The sequence below is a fragment of the Pseudomonas umsongensis genome (assembly GCF_002236105.1).
Classification (GTDB): Bacteria; Pseudomonadota; Gammaproteobacteria; order Pseudomonadales; family Pseudomonadaceae; genus Aquipseudomonas; species Aquipseudomonas umsongensis.
In genome coordinates, this window is the sequence record NZ_NIWU01000005.1 from 358900 (window position 1) to 375049 (window position 16150).

A 16150-nucleotide genomic window follows, 5' to 3' on the forward strand; every position below is an offset into this window, starting at 1 on the left:
GACGGTACTACATGAAAAGAATGCTGATTAACGCAACTCAACCCGAAGAGTTGCGTGTTGCACTGGTAGATGGCCAGCGCCTCTACGACCTGGACATCGAATCCGGTGCACGCGAGCAGAAGAAGGCCAACATCTATAAAGGCCGGATTACTCGCATCGAACCAAGCCTGGAGGCTGCCTTTGTCGATTTCGGCTCTGAGCGCCACGGCTTCCTGCCCCTCAAAGAAATCTCCCGCGAATACTTCAAGAAAACCCCTGAAGGCCGCGTCAACATCAAGGACGTCCTGAGCGAAGGCCAGGAAGTCATCGTTCAGGTCGAAAAAGAAGAGCGTGGCAACAAGGGCGCCGCCCTGACCACGTTCATCAGCCTGGCCGGTCGTTACCTCGTGCTGATGCCGAACAACCCGCGTGCCGGCGGTATCTCCCGTCGCATCGAAGGCGAAGAGCGCAATGAATTGCGTGAAGCGCTGAACGGCCTGGTTGCCCCGGCCGACATGGGCCTGATCGTGCGCACTGCCGGCCTGGGTCGCAGCAGCGAAGAAATGCAGTGGGACCTCGACTACCTGCTGCAACTGTGGACCGCCATCAAAGAAGCTTCGCTGGATCGTTCCGCGCCGTTCCTGATCTACCAGGAAAGCAACGTGATCATCCGCGCGATCCGCGACTACCTGCGCCAGGACATCGGCGAAGTGCTGATCGACAGCGTTGAAGCCCAGGACGAAGCCCTGACCTTCATTCGCCAGGTGATGCCGCAGTACGCCAGCAAGATCAAGCTCTACGAAGACAGCGTTCCGCTGTTCAACCGCTTCCAGATCGAAAGCCAGATCGAAACCGCTTTCCAGCGCGTCGTCGAACTGCCTTCCGGCGGCTCCATCGTGATCGATCCGACCGAAGCCCTGGTGTCCATCGACATCAACTCGGCGCGCGCCACCAAAGGTAGCGACATCGAAGAAACCGCGCTGCAGACCAACCTTGAAGCCGCCGAAGAAATCGCCCGCCAGTTGCGCCTGCGCGACATCGGCGGCCTGATCGTCATCGACTTCATCGACATGACCCCGGCCAAGAACCAGCGTGCCGTGGAAGAGAAAGTCCGCGAATGCCTGGAAGCCGACCGCGCCCGCGTGCAAGTCGGTCGCATCTCGCGCTTCGGCCTGCTGGAAATGTCCCGTCAGCGCCTGCGCCCATCCCTGGGTGAAAGCAGCGGCATCGTTTGCCCGCGCTGCAACGGCACCGGCATCATCCGTGACGTTGAATCGCTGTCTTTGGCGATCCTGCGCCTGATCGAAGAAGAAGCCCTGAAAGACCGCACCGCCGAAGTTCGTGCACAAGTGCCGATCCCGGTGGCCGCGTTCCTGCTCAACGAAAAGCGTAACTCGATCACCAAGATCGAACTGCGTACCCGTGCCCGCATCGTCATCCTGCCGAACGATCACCTCGAAACGCCGCACTTCGAAGTTCAGCGCCTGCGTGATGACAGCCCGGAAGCGGCGATCAACCAGTCCAGCTACGAAATCGCCGCTGCCGCTGCCGAAGTGGAAGAAGTGCAGCCAGCTGCCGCGACCCGCACCCTGGTACGCCAGGAAGCCGCGGTCAAGACGGCTCCCGCCCGCGCCAACGCTCCGGTGCCGACCGAAGTCGTCGCCGCACCGGTTCCCGCACCTGTCGCCGCGCCAGAGCCAAGCCTTTTCAAAGGCCTGGTGAAGTCGTTGGTCAGCCTGTTCGCGTCCAAGGAAGAGCCTGTCGCTCCGACCGTGGTTGAGAAACCGGCTACCACCGAGCGTCCCGCACGCAGCAACGAGGAACAACGTCGTACCGGCCGCCAGCAGAGCCGCACCCGTAACGGTCGCCGCGATGAAGAGCGCAAGCCTCGTGAAGAGCGCGCGCCCCGCGAAGAACGCGCCCCACGCGAGCCGCGCGAAGAGCGCCAGCCACGCGAAGTACGTGAACCACGCGAAACCCGCGAAGAAACGCCAGTCGTAGCCCGCGAAGAACGTGCTCCACGTGAAGAACGCGCTCCGCGCGCGCCACGTGAAGAGCGTACTCCGCGTGCCCCGCGCGAAGATCGCAAGCCACGTGGCGAGCGTGAGGAGCGTGTGCGTGAACTGCGCGAGCCGCTGGACGCTGTCGCTCCTGCTGCCGCTGCTGTCGCTGCCACGACCACTGAAGAACGCCCGGCCCGCCCGCCACGCGAAGAACGCGCTCCACGCCCACCGCGTGAAGAACGTCAACCGCGTGCCGAGCAAGCGGCTGCCGTAGCCGAAGAAGAGCTGACCGGTAACGAAGAGCAACTGCAGGAAGAGGGTCAGGAAGGCGCCGAAGGCGATCGTCCACGCCGCCGCTCCCGTGGCCAGCGTCGTCGTAGCAACCGCCGCGAGCGTCAGCGTGATGCCAACGGCAACGTGATCGAAGGTTCGGATGAGTCCGAAGCCGGCGATAACACTGAAGCGCCAAGCACTGCTGACCTGGCCGCCGGCCTGGCTGTTACCGCAGCCGTTGCCAGCAGCGTGATCAGCGCTCCGGCCGAAGCACAGGCCAACGAGCAAGCCGAACGCGCCACCGCCGCCACCCTGGAAACGGCCCCGGCCGAAGCGCCAGTGGTGGAAGCGACGACTCCGGTCGAAACCACAGCTTCGCCGGAAATCGAAATGGCAGCAGCGCCAGAAGCACAGCCAGTGGTTGAAGCTGCAGCTGAGCCAGCCGTGGTTGCAGAACCGGTTGCCGACACCGTGACTGAAACCGTGACCGAGGCCGCTCGTGAAGTTCGCGAAGAGCAAACCGCGTTCAACTGGGTTGCCGAGCCAGCCGTAGCCGAAACCCCTGCTCCAGCGCCGGTTGCTGAAGCCGAGGTGGCGCAAGCGTTGGTCTCCGAGCCAGTGGTTGCCGCTGCCGAGCCAGCTCCAGTGGTTGAAGCGCCGGTTGTTGCCCCAACGCCTGCTCCAGTGGTTGAAGCCGCGCCAATCAGCGCCCTGACGCCAAGTGGCCGCGCACCGAACGACCCACGTGAAGTGCGTCGCCGCAAGCGTGAAGAAGAGCGTCTGCAGAAGGAAGCCGAACTGGCGGCCGCTGCTGCCCAGGTTGTTGCTGCCGAGCCAGCTCCGGTTGCCACCGAAGTGGTCGAGGCATCTGCCCCGGCTGCTGAAGTCGCTGCCGAGCCGGTTGAGTCGGTGATTGCCGAAGCACCTCGCTCCGTTCAGGAAGCGGTTGAGCAACACGAGAAAGCCCAGGAAAAAGAGCACGAGCCTAAACCTCTCGTCTGATTCCCTCGGCCATTGAAAAGCCCCGCCCGGTGAACCCGGGCGGGGCTTTTTTTTTGGTTCTTCACACAACCCTGGGAAACATGATCGTTTATACCTCTGTAGGAGCGAGCATGCTCGCGATGATCTCAAATGCACCGCGTGTATCCAGGTTCCCCGCGTCATCGTTGACGTCCATCGCGACGGTGCGACGATTCGACATGCTCGCTCCTACAGAGAATCTGCGATTATTTGAAGGTCAGCTTCTCAGGCACATCCACATCCCACAACACACCGGGGTCATCCACCCTCACTTCCACCACCCGTCCCTGAGCAAACAACCCCTTGGCGCCGCGATCGCCTGATAACGCCATCAATCCCGGAGCAAAACTGCGTCCAAAGCCCACCGGATGCCCGTACTCACCCTCCTGTACCGGCACGCTGACGCAGTCATCGGCTATCTGATCCACAACGCGTTCGATACTCGATGGCAGGATGAACGGCATATCTCCCAGCACCATCAGCCAACCATCAAGTTGAGCGCCTGCCGCCACCCCTGTCGCAATGCTGTCGCCCATTCCGGTCGTTTCGATCAGGACAATCTCACAGCCATAGGCCTTGCCCATGCGACTTACTTGCGGACGATCGGCCGTGGTCACCAGAAAGCGCTTATCCAGCGCGGAAGGTAGATTCACCAGGACTTGCTCGATGACCGATCGAACCGCGCCATCACGCCCCATGCAGTCAGCCAGCAGCTTGTCCTTGTCGTCGCCCGCGACTTGTCGGAAACGATTGCCCTGCCCCGCCGCCAACACGATCACCCCGATGGATTGACTCATACACCCTCCCGCAGCGGTTTCTTCTGCTTGAGCTCGATACCATTCTTGATCGCCACAATCTCTGCCATCAGCGACAAGGCGATTTCCGCCGGGCTGTGGCTGCCAATGTGCAAGCCGACCGGGCCGTGCAACCGCCCGATGGCCTGTTGCGACAGACCGAGCAGAGCCAGGTTGTCCCGGCGCTTTTGGCTGTTGACCCGGGAGCCGAGTGCGCCAACATAAAAGGCCCGGGAGTCGAGGGCCGTCAGCAAGGCCATATCATCCAGGCGCGGATCATGAGTCAGCGCAACGATAGCCGTGCGCTCGTCGGTCTGGATGTTCACTACCGCCTCATCGGGCATGCCCGAGACAAATCGACCGTGCTGTTCCTCCCAGCCGTAGACGAATTCGCTGCGCGGATCGCAAATCAGCACTTCAAAATCCAGCAGCCGCGCCATCTCGGCGACAAAGCGAGACAACTGCCCGGCGCCAATCAACAACAAGCGCCAACGCGGGCCATAAACGGCCCGCAGGGTCTGGCCATCGAAAGCCAGCACATCGGTCTTGGTGGCGGGCTGCAAAATGACTTCCCCGGTCGCGATATCCAGCGAACGCGCGACGATTTCATGGCCTTCGCAGCGCGCCAGCAACTCCGCGACCCACGCAGGATCGCCAACGCGCTCCTCGGTCAAACGCAAAGTGCCGCCGCAGGGCAAACCGAAGCGTGCCGCCTCCTCTCGGGTGACGCCATAGGTGATCAGTTGCACCGGCGGTCCGTCGGCCGCAATGCGACCGTCATGCAAACGGGCAATCAGGTCGTCTTCGACACAACCACCGGACACCGAGCCAATCACCACGCCGTCCTCGCGCAATGCCAGCATTGCGCCAGGCGCCCGGGGCGCAGTACCCCAGGTCTGCACGACGCTGTACAACATCACCCGCTGGCCAGCGCGACGCCATTCCAGCACGCTGCGCAGGACATTGAGATCGGCACTGTCCATCACACCTCGACCTTCTGCCAACCCTGCAATTGATAACGGACCGGCAGGCTGCGGATACGCTTGCCGGTGGCGGCGAAGATCGCATTGCACAGTGCCGGGGCAATCGGTGGCACACCCGGTTCACCGACACCGCCCAACGGCACGTTGCCCGGCGGCGTTACCAGGTGCACCGCGACCTCCCTGGGCGCCAGGGACATGCGCGCCACTTCGTACATGTGGAAGTTGTCCTGCTGGACCTTGCCATCCTTGAAGCTGATTTCGCCCAGCACCGCATTGCCCAGGCCCATGACGCAGGCACCTTCGAACTGCGAACGAATCCGCTCGGGGTTGATCTGCGGCCCGCAATCCACGGCAATGTCAGCTTTGTGCACGATCAAGGTGCCATCGTCCTTGACTTCGACTTCAATCACTGCCGCCACGTAGGTCACGAAACTGTAATGCACCGCCAGGCCCAGGCCTCGGCCCTTGGGCAACTCACGTCCCCAACCGGCGGCCTTCGCGGCAGTTTCCAGTACCGTGCGCAGGCGAGCGGTATCGATCGGATAACGCTCGGGCGATTCACCGTAGTTCCATTCTTCACTCAAGGTCCGCGGATCGATCTGACGGTCGGGGCCGAGCAATCTGACCTGGTACTTGAGCGGGTCTTCTCCGGCCTTGTGCGCCAGTTCATCGATGAAGCTCTGGATCGCAAAACCGTGGGGGATGTTCGATACCGAGCGATACCAGCCAACCCGCGTATGGACGGTGGCCTCGGGGTTTTCCAGGCGAATGTTGGGAATTGCGTAGGCCATGTTGGTGAAGCCCATCCCCAGTTCGAAGGCGGCCTCATGGTTCATGCCCGGCGCGAACAACGCGGTAATGCTCGGCGCCACCGTGCGGTGCAGCCAGCCGGAGGGCAAGCCGTCCTTGTTCAGGCTGGCCTTGAGGTATTCGGCCGACACCGTGTGAAAATAGGAACAGTGAATATCGTCTTCACGGGTCCATTGCACCCGCACCGCCTTGCCGGGGAACTCCTTGGCCAGGATGGCCGCTTCGATAATGAAGTCAGGTTTGGACTTGCGCCCGAAGCCCCCGCCCAGCAACGTCACGTTGAAGGTGACTTTATCGAATGGCACGCCCAGGCGTTCGCCGATCCGCTCGCGGGTGACCTGTGGCGCCTGGCTTGGCCCCCAGGCTTGGCACACACCGTCCTTGTAGCGAGCGATGGCAACCATCGGCTCCATTGGCGATTGTGACAGGTGTGGCAAATAGTAGGAGGCTTCCAGCATGCTGGCGGCATTGGCCATGGCGTCGTCGATATTGCCGGTATTGCGCACCACTTTGCCCGGCTTGAGCGAAGCGGCCTCGAGTTCCTTGCGGTACGCGATCGAGTCGTAGCTGGCGTTGGGGCCGTCGTCCCATTCGATTTTCAACGCATCGCGACCCTTGATCGCCGCCCAAGTGTTGTTGGCCACCACCGCGATGCCGCCCAGGGGTTGAAACTCCGAGGGCAGTGGACGGCTTTCAATCTGGATGACCTTGACCACTCCCGGCACTTTCATCGCAGCGCTGCCATCGAAGCTCTTGACCTTGCCGCCATATACCGCCGGCCGGGCAATGACGGCGAACAGCATGCCATCGAAATGCACGTCTGCGCCGTATACCGCGCGGCCGTTGACGATATCGTCGCCATCGATGGCCCTGGTGCCTTCCTTGCCGATGTAGCGAAACTCCGAGGGCTGCTTGAGTCGCAAGCTGTCCCGGGCCGGCACGGCCAAGGCGCCGGCTGCGGCGGCCAGAGCGCCATACTCCAGTTCGCGACCGGAAGGCTTATGGATGACTTTATGCAGCTGCGCATGGCATTCGCCAACCGGCACTTTCCACTGGTCGGCGGCGGCCTGTTCCAGCATGGTCCGGGCGGCGGCGCCACAGCGGCGCATCGGTTCGTACCAGTGACGCATGCTGCGCGAACCATCGGTGTCCTGGTTGCCGAACCGCACTTCATCGCCCGGCGCCTGTTGCACCTTGACCCGCGCCCAATCGGCTTCCAGCTCGTCGGCCACCACCATGGTCAGGCTGGTCCGTACACCCTGGCCCATTTCCGAACGGTTGCAGACAACCGTCACCGTGCCATCAGTGGCGATGCTCACATAAACCTTGGGATCGTCGATCCAGCCATTGGGCATGCCATCGGCACCAAACTTTTTCTGCGCCTCTTCGGCAAACGCGTCTTGCCAGCCCCAACTCGCGGCAACCACCAGCGCACTGGTGGCGCCCACGCCCTTGAGGAAGCCCCGCCGACTGAGGTTGCTCAGGGCGAAATCATTCGGTAACCGGCTCATGCCTTGGCCTCCTTCAGGTGAGTGGATGCCTGGCGAATGGCGGTCTTGATACGGTTGTAGGTGCCGCAGCGGCAGATGTTGCCAACCATCGCCTCTTCGATCTGTTCATCGCTGGGGTCGGGATTGGTCTTGAGCAGCGCAGTGGCGGACATGATCTGCCCACCCTGGCAGTAACCGCATTGAGCCACGGCCGTATCGAGCCAGGCTTGCTGCACGACTTTGCCGACCGGGTCGGCGTGAAGGTTGTCGATGGTGGTGACATTCTGGCCGACGACCGAGCCAACCGGCGTGATGCAACTGCGCGCCGGAGCACCTTCGATATGAATCGTGCAGGCGCCGCAAAGGCCCATGCCACAGCCAAACTTGGTGCCGTTGTAACCGGCCACGTCGCGAATTGCCCAGAGCAAGGGCATATCCTCGGTGACATCGAGTGGATGGTCTTGACCGTTGAGTTTCAGGGTAATCATGGGCACGCCCGCATAGTTATAAAGGTCATGGGGTCGAGCAATCTGCCACCGGGAGGTCGGCGGTTGGCATAACGCAGATCTACTCAGGCTAATAGGGCTCTCTTATGCCGGACGGAGACGTCTGCACCGGGCCTTTGATGGAACAAATGCAATGTATCGTTAGCTCGCTCAGTTAACCCAGCATTAACAAAAAAGCCCTGCACTTTTCATCAGTGCAGGGCTTTGAAGTCCACCTTGAAAGCGTAGCCTCAATAGCGGTTCGGCTCCATTTCCAGGTCGACATGGAAACGTTCTGAAATGTCTTTCTGGATCCGCTGCGCCAGGTGCAGCAATTGCAGCCCCGTCGCACTGCCGTAATTGACCAGCACCAGTGCCTGCATTTTATGCACGCCTGCATCGGCATCGCGGAAGCCTTTCCACCCTGCCCGCTCGATCAACCAGCCGGCAGCCAGCTTCATCTGCCCGTCGGGTTGCGCGTAGGCCACCAGGTCCGGGTATTCACCCTTGAGCTGTGCGACCAGTGCCGCTGGGACCAAGGGGTTTTTGAAAAAGCTGCCGGCATTGCCGAGCACCGCCGGGTCCGGAAGCTTCTCGTTGCGAATGCTGCAAATGGCCTGACTGACGTCCGTGGCCGTCGGATGATCGATGCCCTGCTCGGTCAGGCGCTGACGTACAGGACCGTACTCCAGATGCAGGTGGGCGGTGCGATCGAGGGTGAAACGCACGCGCAGGATCAACCAGCGCCCAGGCTCCTGTTTGAACACGCTGTCGCGGTAAGCGAAGTTGCACTCTTGCAGACTGAAGTCGCGCAGTTCGCCGGTCTGGCGATCCAGGGCGGTCAGGCCGGCGAACACATCCTTGATTTCCACGCCATAGGCGCCGATGTTCTGCATGGGGGCCGCGCCAACGGTGCCAGGAATCAGGCTGAGGTTTTCCAGGCCTGACAAGCCCTGCACCAAGGTGTGTTGCACGAATGGATGCCAGGGCTCGCCCGCCTCGGCCTCGATCACGACTTTGCTGCCATCGTCGCTGATCACGCGTATTCCGCGGGTGGCCATGCGCAGTACCATCGACTCAATGTCAGCGGTCAGCAGCAAGTTGCTGCCACCGCCGATCACCAGCAAGGGCACCTGGTGTTCCCGCGCATAGGCCAGGGCCTCACGCACATCGGCGTCGCTATGGGCCTCGGCAAAAAGACGGGCCTGGACATCCACTCCAAAGCTGTTGAACGGCTTGAGCGAAACCTGGGATCGCAGTTGCAAACTCATAACCGTTCCTTCAGTTCGATCACCAGCAGGTCACTGGCGCGCTCGATCAAGTCCAGCACGTGCTCGAAGCCATGTTCACTGTCGTTGTACGGGTCCGGGACTTCCTCGACCTGCGACGGGTAGCGGCGCAGGAACAGGTCCAGCTCCGCCTTGCACTTGGGCGGTTGCAGATCCATGAGGTTGCGCAGGTTACTGTTGTCCATCGCCAGGATCAGGTCGTACGTGGCGAAATCGGCACGGGTGACCTGTTGGGCGCGTTGGGCGGACAAATCGTAACCACGGCGTTTTGCCGCCGCCTGGCTGCGCTTGTCCGGCGCGCTGCCCACGTGCCAGTCGCCGGTGCCGGCAGAGGCCACTTCGACTTGATCGGCCAGCCCCGCTTCACGCAGTTTATGCCGCAGAACGCCTTCGGCCGTGGGTGAACGACAGATATTGCCCAGACAGACAAACAGAACCCGCATCAGGCCTCCAGCAGGCGACGAACGCGCTCGAGGTCTTCAACGGTATCGACGCCGGCAGGCGGCGCGATCAGTGCATCGGCCACGTGGATCCGTACCCCGTGCCACAAGGCGCGCAGTTGTTCCAGGCACTCGGTGTTTTCCAGCCAGCACGGGCCCCAGCTGACGAAGTCATGCAGAAAACCGGCGCGGTAGGCATAGATGCCGATGTGGCGGCGATACGGCACGCCTTCGGGCATTTGCTCGAGGCTCTTGGCGAACGTGTCCCGTGCCCATGGCAACGTGGCGCGACTGAAGGTCAGCGCCAGGCCATTGAGGTCACTGACGACCTTGACCACGTTGGAGTTGAACAGGCTCTCCACGTCTTCGATCGGCTCGGCCAACGTGGCCATGCGCGCTTCGGTGTGGGCAGCCAGGTTGACGGCCACCTGGTCAATGACACTCGGCGGTATCAACGGCTCGTCACCCTGGACGTTAACCACGATCGCGTCTGGTGCCAGGCCCAGCTTCGCCGCGACTTCAGCCAGGCGATCGGTTCCGGAGTTGTGGTCTTCGCGAGTCATCACCACTTCGGCACCGAAACCTTCACAGGCCTGGGCGATGCGCGCATCGTCCGTGGCAACCACCACGCGCTCTGCGCTACTTTTGCACGCCTGTTCCCAAACGTGCTGGATCATCGGCTTGCCAGCGATCGACAGCAGCGGTTTGCCCGGCAGGCGGGTGGAGGCGTAGCGCGCAGGAATAACAACGGTAAAGGCTGAAGTCATTTATCCAGACGCTCGTCGGTGGTCAGGGTACGGGCTTCGGATTCGAGCATCACCGGGATGCCGTCGCGAATCGGGTACGCAAGGCCAGCGCCCTTGCTGATCAGCTCGGTCTTGTCAGCGCTGAGCTTGAGCGGACCTTTGCAGACCGGGCAAGCGAGGATATCGAGCAATTTGGTGTCCATGAACATTCCCTGGATAGAAACGGATTTAAGGCAAAAGACGAGCCGGCAACAGGCGCATCAACTGTGTATCGAACCAGGCCGTGAAGGCTGGCGATGGCACAGCGTCGACCGCCAGGTACCACCAGTCGGCGGCGGCGAAGGCACGGCACTTCACCGCATCCTTTTCGGTCATCACCAATGGCAATGACGGGTTGAAATTCAAGGCCTGCACACTGTATTCGGCGTGGTCGGCGAATGCATGCGGGACTGGCTGCCAGTGTAGCGTTTCGAGGGTCCTGAAGAAACGCTGCGGGTTACCGATCCCGGCCACCGCATGCAACGCCTGGCCCGCGGGAAAGTGATCGAGCGGGCGCCGTTCGCCGCTTTGCAGGTTGACCAGCGCCGTCGGTTGTAACTGGAAGGCAAAGCCGTCGCCACTGTCAGCCGTTGCGCCGTTGTAGAGCACCGCATCGACACTTTGCAGACGTTCGACCGGTTCACGTAGCGGCCCGGCCGGCAAGCAGCGGCGGTTGCCCAATCCGCGGGCCGCGTCGATCAGTACCAGCTCCAGATCCCGCGCCAGGCGGTAATGCTGCATGCCATCATCGGACAGGATCAGGTCCAGCGACTCACTGTCCAGCAGGGCTTTGACCGCGCGACTGCGATCCGGATCGATCATCAACGGCACGCCGGTGCGCTGCACGATCAACAGCGGCTCATCGCCAGCGATGTCGGCGCTTTGATCCGCTTCGACCCGCCATGGCAATTGCGCTGGCTTGGCACCGTAACCCCGGCTGACCACGCCAACCCGCAGGCCACTGCGTTGACAGTGCTGGATCATCCACAGGATCAGCGGTGTCTTGCCGGTGCCGCCCACGGTGATGTTGCCCACCACGATCAGCGGTACCGGTGGTTGATAGATCTCACCCTCGCCCGCCAGAAAGCGCTTGCGCTTGTTGTTGACCACGCGGCGGTACAACCACTCCAGCGGCTGTAACAGCTTCAGGGCCGGATGCCCCCGGTACCAGGCAGCGAGCAAGCGTTCGGACATGCTTTTCAAGGCGCGGGCGGCGCCGCCTCGACTGTGGTCATGCGCAGATGGCTGAAGCCGAGTTTGCCGGCAGCGTCCATGGCGGTGATGACCGACTGATGCTGGGATTTTCCGTCGGCGCTGATGGACAGCGGTCGACTGGTATCGCCATTGGACTGTTTCTGCAGGGCATCCATCAGCGTTGCCAGGTCACTCTTGGGCAATACCTGGTTGTTCACCGAGAATATGCCATCGGCACTGATCACGATGTCCAGTTGCCGGGTCTGGTCATCGGAAGGCGCTCCGCTGACCGATTCGGGCAGATCGACGCGCAACTGGGTTTCACGGGTAAACGTCGTGGTCACGACGAAAAACAGCAGCAGGATAAACACCACGTCGATCAGTGACGCGAGGTTGATGTCCACATTCTCCCGTTGCTTGCGGCGGAATTTCACGCTTTGCCCCCCGCCAGGTCCACGTCACGGTCACCCTGCACGACTTCGACCAGCTTGATCGCTTCCTGCTCCATGCCGACCACCAGTTCATCGATCCGGCGTTGCAGGAAACGGTGGAAGAATACCGACGGGATACCGACCATCAAGCCGGCGGCCGTGGTGATCAGCGCCTTGGAGATACCCCCGGCCAGTACCGCCGCATTGGTGGTCATGCCCGTGCCCATGAACGCACTGAAAATATCGATCATGCCCAGCACCGTACCCAGCAGCCCCAGCAATGGCGCCATGGCAGCGATGGTACCGAGGGCATTGATGTAGCGTTCCAGCTCATGGATGACCCGCGCGGCGGCCTCTTCGATGCACTCCTTCATGATCTCGCGACCATGCCGGGAGTTCGCCAGGCCAGCGGCCAGGATCTCGCCCAACGGCGAATTGGCGCGCAGTTCCTTGAGCTTCTCCTTGTTAAGTTGCTTGTCCTTGATCCAGACCCAGACCTGCCCGAGCAAATGCTCCGGGGTCACGCGACTGGCCCGCAGGGTCCACAGACGTTCGGCAACGATAGCCATTGCCGCGATGGAACTCAGGATGATCGGCAGCATCATCCAGCCGCCGGATTTGACCAATTCCCACACAGTGACAGTCCCCTCGAAAAAGTGCGCCACTCTAACATAGGGGGTGGGCTCACCGAAGACTGTGATGTCGCATCCGGTCGGCCTTTGATCACCCAAGGTTATTTGCCCGAGGGTGGCGGATCGCGCCAGAAGCGCCGTTCTTGACGCATCGAGCGCGGTGGTTCGAAACGCCCCAGTTGCAGATGAACGGCGCCTTGCTGCGCACTGTCGTAGATGTCCATCGCGCGATGTCGATAGCGCTCAATCACCACCGGATGAGGATGACCGAAGGAGTTGCCCTGTCCACGGGAAATCAGTGCTGCCTTGGGCTGTAGAACGTTGAGCAGCGCCATCGACGACGAACTGCGACTACCGTGGTGCGGTGACTGCAACCAATCGGTAGGCACGGCCAATGGGCTGGCGAGCAACGCGCGCTCGGCGTGGGTGTCGATGTCACCGCTGAGCAGCAATCGCTCGCCATTGGCTTCGATCTGCAACACACAGGAGTTCTGGTTGCTGTCCCTGGCCTGCGGCCAGTGCCACAGTTGAAAGTTGACCCCGTCCCACGTCCACTGCCGACCGCTCTCACAGCCCTCGGCCTGCAACTCGCCAGGCAGGTCGGCAGGTTCGCCACTGAGCACCCGTTTCACCGGCAATCCATTGGCCACTGCCCGGGCGCCACCGGCATGATCGGCATGGGCATGGCTGATCAACATCAGGTCGAGCGCCTTCACACCCAGCTTGCGCAGTGCGGGCAGGACCACCCGTTCACCCTGGTCAAGACCACGCAAACGCGGACCGGCGTCATACAACAGTGTGTGATGGCGCGTGCGCACCATGATCGCCAGCCCTTGGCCCACATCCAACTGCCAGACCTCGGCAATGCCTTCGGGCAGCACCGGCCGCGGAGGAAAAACCAGTAGTAACAGCAAAGGCCAGCCTAACGGTCGCATCGGTACGCCACGCGGCAGCAGCAACAAAAAGGCGCCCAACGTGCCGATGGCCCAGACCCATAGCGGGATGGCCGCGGGCACCCAGGCGGGAACCTTGCCGGCGACCAATGCCAACCCGGTGAACAGCCAGTCTATCAAGCCGCCCGCCAGCCACAGCAGCCACTCGCCGACGTAGGGCACCGGCAGCAAAAGTGTCCCGAGCAATGCAGGGGGCAGCACCACCAGGCTGATCCAGGGTACCGCCAGCAGATTGACCAGCGGCCCGCTAAGGCTGATCGGCAATCCCAGGACCAGCAAAAACGGTCCAAGGCCAATAGCGATCAGCCACTGGGCACGGGTCCAGGTTTGCCACCATGGCCAAGGCCCCAGGCGCCCACCGAACGTGAAGATAAGCACCGCCACCGCCGCGAAGGACAGCCAGAACCCCGGTTGCAGACTCGCCAACGGGTCCATCAGCAAGACGCCATTGAGCGCCAGCAACAGTGGCCACCAGGCACCCAGGTGGCGAAAACGCAGGCGCCATAGCAGCACCAGGCCGATCATCAGGCAGGCTCGGCGGACCGGCACTTCGAAGCCAGCCAGCAGCCCATAGCCAAGGGCGGCCACGAAAGCCAGGCTGCAGGCCCAAGGCAACCATGGTAGACGGGCTGGCCACAAGCCGTAACGGGCAAGCCCGGCGATCAACAGATAAACCAGTCCCGCCAACAAGCCGACGTGCTGCCCGGAAATCACCAACAGGTGCACGGTGCCAGTGTCTTGCAACACCTGCCAGTCTTCGCGGCTGAGCCCCGCGCCGTCTCCCAGCACCAGCGCAACCAGCACGCCAGTTCGACCTTGCGCATCCACGGCCTGCAGCCTCTGGCGGATACCGTCGCGCCAGGCCCACCGGGCTGGTGCAAGCCGCTCCCCGGCCTTGACCGTCCCGGTCGCACCGATGCGTTGCGCCAACAGCCAGGCCTCATAGTCGAAGGCATGCGGATTGAGCAACCCCACGGGTCGCTTCAGCTTGACCGCGAGCCGCCAGCGTTCGCCGCTGTTTACCGGCGGACCGTCATACCAGGCCAGACGCAACTGTCGCGGCAGGTCGGTACGGCGTGACCGACTGTCAGTCAGTTCGAAACGCACCACCCCCTCACCATTCTGTGGCAGCCCGCTGACACGCCCTTCGACCCAACGCGTTTCCCCGTCGAGGGCCGGCGACAGCCGATCATCCAGGGCCCATTGGGCATGGGCACAGGCCCAACTCAAGCCGAACAGGAAAAACGCAGCCGGATACGTCCTGAACGGCAGCAACATCAAGCCTGCCACCGGCATCAACAACCACAACCAGACCGGCGGTAACACCGGTAAAAAACGCAAGGCCAGCAAGCCCAACGCCAGCGCCATCATCCCTGTGCGCATAAGCCCGTCCTTGAGAGTCCAGTCCCTAGGCATAGTCGGCCCGACGCACGTCCGTCGTTAACAATTGTCACAAAGTCTGAATGGGTGCCTCATGGAATCCAGACATACTTGCCACCTTGATCGACCGAGAAGCCTTATGCCCCGGCGCTTATTCAAACGCTACATGCCAGACCCGACCAGCATCAGGGAACACAAGTCCTTACGCTTTCTCGGCACCCTGCTGCATGACCCGAACCTCTGGCACCTCAATCGCCATTCCGTCGCCCGGGCCATGGCAGTCGGCTTGTTCGCGGCATTCCTGCCGATTCCGATGCAGATGCTGGTCGCTGCGGTTCTCGCGATCATCGTGCGCGGCAACATGCCGATTGCGGTCAGCCTGGTCTGGTTGACCAACCCGATCACCATGCCGGCGGTGTTCTTCTGTACTTATCAGACCGGTGCCTGGTTGATGGATGTTCCCGCACGGCATCTGCCGGACGAGCTGACCTGGGAATGGATCAGCGGTGAACTATCGACCCTGTGGCAGCCATTTTTGCTGGGGTCGGTGGTGGTAGGCGTTGTGCTTGGGGCGTTGGCTTATTGCCTGGTGATGATGTATTGGCGCTGGTGGGTGGCGCGGCAGTGGCGGCGGCGTAAGCGAAGTCGGATGTGAGAGGCCGGTTGATCGTGTGCATATCCGTTGCTCCGGTAACGACTGCTTATGGTTTCGCCCTTACGGCGAGTCACTTTCGAAAAGCGCGAAAGTAACCAAAGCGCTCTTGCCCCACCACTCGGTGCCTCGCCTAGGCTCGGCATGCCCTCACTCCGGCATTGCTCCGTGGGTCGCCGCGATGGGCCATCCTTGGCCCAACGCGGCTAAACCGGCGTCCTGCCGGTTTACCCACTGCGCAATGCCTGCGTTCGGCCATCGTGGTTTAACGGGGCGCCCCAGATCAAAGACAAAAGCGAGGCGGCCTGACAGCCGACCTGATCTTTTCCAGGCACCCCAATCCCTTGTAGGAGCCAGCGGTGCGGCGATCCGACTTGCCGGCGAACCAGGCGCTGCGGTGTGTTTGTTGTACCGCGTTATCGTTCTTCGCCGGCAAGTCGGATCGCCGCACCGCTGGCTCCTACGGGGGGTACACCCGCAAAATCAGGTCGGCTATCAGGCCGCCTCGCGTTTGATCTTGATCTTGCTTTTGATTTTCTTGCCCCATCGAGAGGCCG

General features: G+C 62.0%; 14 protein-coding genes. 2 read left to right on the plus strand and 12 right to left on the minus strand.

Translation table 11 applies throughout. The features are described 5' to 3' along the window. Positions 1-11: 11 nt before the first annotated feature. Positions 12-3257, plus strand: coding sequence for a ribonuclease E (gene rne, locus PSUM_RS23890; RefSeq protein ID WP_083349645.1), 3246 nt, complete (start codon positions 12-14; stop codon positions 3255-3257). A gap of 224 nt (positions 3258-3481) precedes the next feature. On the opposite strand, the gene PSUM_RS23895 is transcribed toward rne, so the two are convergent. From PSUM_RS23895 to PSUM_RS23950, 12 genes are all read right to left on the minus strand, one after another. Next, on the minus strand, positions 3482-4072 hold the full coding sequence (locus PSUM_RS23895; protein ID WP_020799927.1) for a nucleotidyltransferase family protein: 591 nt from the start codon (positions 4070-4072) through the stop codon (positions 3482-3484). Beyond that, positions 4069-5052, minus strand: a complete 984-nt coding sequence (locus tag PSUM_RS23900; RefSeq protein WP_083349646.1) for an XdhC family protein — start codon at positions 5050-5052, stop codon at positions 4069-4071. Before PSUM_RS23900 ends, PSUM_RS23895 begins: the two co-directional genes overlap by 4 nt. Then, positions 5052-7373 carry a xanthine dehydrogenase family protein molybdopterin-binding subunit gene (locus PSUM_RS23905; RefSeq protein WP_083349647.1) on the minus strand — a complete coding sequence of 774 codons (2322 nt, stop codon included), beginning with the start codon at positions 7371-7373 and terminating at the stop codon, positions 5052-5054. Before PSUM_RS23905 ends, PSUM_RS23900 begins: the two co-directional genes overlap by 1 nt. Beyond that, entirely contained in the window at positions 7370-7840 is a 471-nt protein-coding gene (locus PSUM_RS23910) for a (2Fe-2S)-binding protein (RefSeq protein ID WP_020799924.1), read from the minus strand. Before PSUM_RS23910 ends, PSUM_RS23905 begins: the two co-directional genes overlap by 4 nt. Positions 7841-8088: 248 nt before the next feature. Further along, positions 8089-9108 carry a UDP-N-acetylmuramate dehydrogenase gene (murB, locus tag PSUM_RS23915; RefSeq protein WP_033044088.1) on the minus strand — a complete coding sequence of 340 codons (1020 nt, stop codon included), beginning with the start codon at positions 9106-9108 and terminating at the stop codon, positions 8089-8091. Then, a complete protein-coding gene (locus PSUM_RS23920) occupies positions 9105-9569 on the minus strand; it encodes a low molecular weight protein-tyrosine-phosphatase (RefSeq protein ID WP_020799922.1) in 465 nt (154 codons plus the stop codon). The genes murB and PSUM_RS23920 overlap by 4 nt, the downstream gene beginning before the upstream one ends. Then, complete coding sequence (gene kdsB / locus PSUM_RS23925; protein WP_020799921.1) at positions 9569-10333, minus strand: 3-deoxy-manno-octulosonate cytidylyltransferase; 765 nt, start codon at positions 10331-10333, stop codon at positions 9569-9571. Before kdsB ends, PSUM_RS23920 begins: the two co-directional genes overlap by 1 nt. Then, on the minus strand, positions 10330-10515 hold the full coding sequence (locus tag PSUM_RS23930; protein WP_003179363.1) for a Trm112 family protein: 186 nt from the start codon (positions 10513-10515) through the stop codon (positions 10330-10332). Before PSUM_RS23930 ends, kdsB begins: the two co-directional genes overlap by 4 nt. Before the next feature lie 25 nt (positions 10516-10540). Next, entirely contained in the window at positions 10541-11545 is a 1005-nt protein-coding gene (gene lpxK / locus PSUM_RS23935) for a tetraacyldisaccharide 4'-kinase (RefSeq protein WP_083349648.1), read from the minus strand. Positions 11546-11550: 5 nt separating this feature from the next. Next, positions 11551-11979, minus strand: coding sequence for an ExbD/TolR family protein (locus PSUM_RS23940; RefSeq protein ID WP_083349649.1), 429 nt, complete (start codon positions 11977-11979; stop codon positions 11551-11553). Further along, positions 11976-12611: a MotA/TolQ/ExbB proton channel family protein gene (locus PSUM_RS23945; protein ID WP_020799918.1), complete on the minus strand. Its 636-nt coding sequence runs from the start codon at positions 12609-12611 to the stop codon at positions 11976-11978. The genes PSUM_RS23940 and PSUM_RS23945 overlap by 4 nt, the downstream gene beginning before the upstream one ends. A gap of 98 nt (positions 12612-12709) precedes the next feature. Then, a complete protein-coding gene (locus PSUM_RS23950; protein WP_020799917.1) occupies positions 12710-14944 on the minus strand; it encodes a DNA internalization-related competence protein ComEC/Rec2 in 2235 nt (744 codons plus the stop codon). A gap of 136 nt (positions 14945-15080) precedes the next feature. On the opposite strand from PSUM_RS23950, the gene PSUM_RS23955 reads away from it, so the two are divergent. Beyond that, positions 15081-15596, plus strand: a complete 516-nt coding sequence (locus PSUM_RS23955; protein ID WP_033044086.1) for a DUF2062 domain-containing protein — start codon at positions 15081-15083, stop codon at positions 15594-15596. Positions 15597-16150: the final 554 nt, after the last annotated feature.

Excerpts from the sequence above, each read along its gene's own strand:
- rne (WP_083349645.1), top strand. The coding sequence starts at position 12 with ATGAAAAGAATGCTGATTAACGCAACTCAACCCGAAGAGTTGCGTGTT.
- PSUM_RS23895 (WP_020799927.1), bottom strand. The coding sequence starts at position 4,072 with ATGAGTCAATCCATCGGGGTGATCGTGTTGGCGGCGGGGCAGGGCAAT.
- PSUM_RS23900 (WP_083349646.1), bottom strand. The coding sequence starts at position 5,052 with ATGGACAGTGCCGATCTCAATGTCCTGCGCAGCGTGCTGGAATGGCGT.
- PSUM_RS23905 (WP_083349647.1), bottom strand. The coding sequence starts at position 7,373 with ATGAGCCGGTTACCGAATGATTTCGCCCTGAGCAACCTCAGTCGGCGG.
- PSUM_RS23910 (WP_020799924.1), bottom strand. The coding sequence starts at position 7,840 with ATGATTACCCTGAAACTCAACGGTCAAGACCATCCACTCGATGTCACC.
- murB (WP_033044088.1), bottom strand. The coding sequence starts at position 9,108 with ATGAGTTTGCAACTGCGATCCCAGGTTTCGCTCAAGCCGTTCAACAGC.
- PSUM_RS23920 (WP_020799922.1), bottom strand. The coding sequence starts at position 9,569 with ATGCGGGTTCTGTTTGTCTGTCTGGGCAATATCTGTCGTTCACCCACG.
- kdsB (WP_020799921.1), bottom strand. The coding sequence starts at position 10,333 with ATGACTTCAGCCTTTACCGTTGTTATTCCTGCGCGCTACGCCTCCACC.
- PSUM_RS23930 (WP_003179363.1), bottom strand. The coding sequence starts at position 10,515 with ATGGACACCAAATTGCTCGATATCCTCGCTTGCCCGGTCTGCAAAGGT.
- lpxK (WP_083349648.1), bottom strand. The coding sequence starts at position 11,545 with ATGTCCGAACGCTTGCTCGCTGCCTGGTACCGGGGGCATCCGGCCCTG.
- PSUM_RS23950 (WP_020799917.1), bottom strand. The coding sequence starts at position 14,944 with ATGCGCACAGGGATGATGGCGCTGGCGTTGGGCTTGCTGGCCTTGCGT.
- PSUM_RS23955 (WP_033044086.1), top strand. The coding sequence starts at position 15,081 with ATGCCCCGGCGCTTATTCAAACGCTACATGCCAGACCCGACCAGCATC.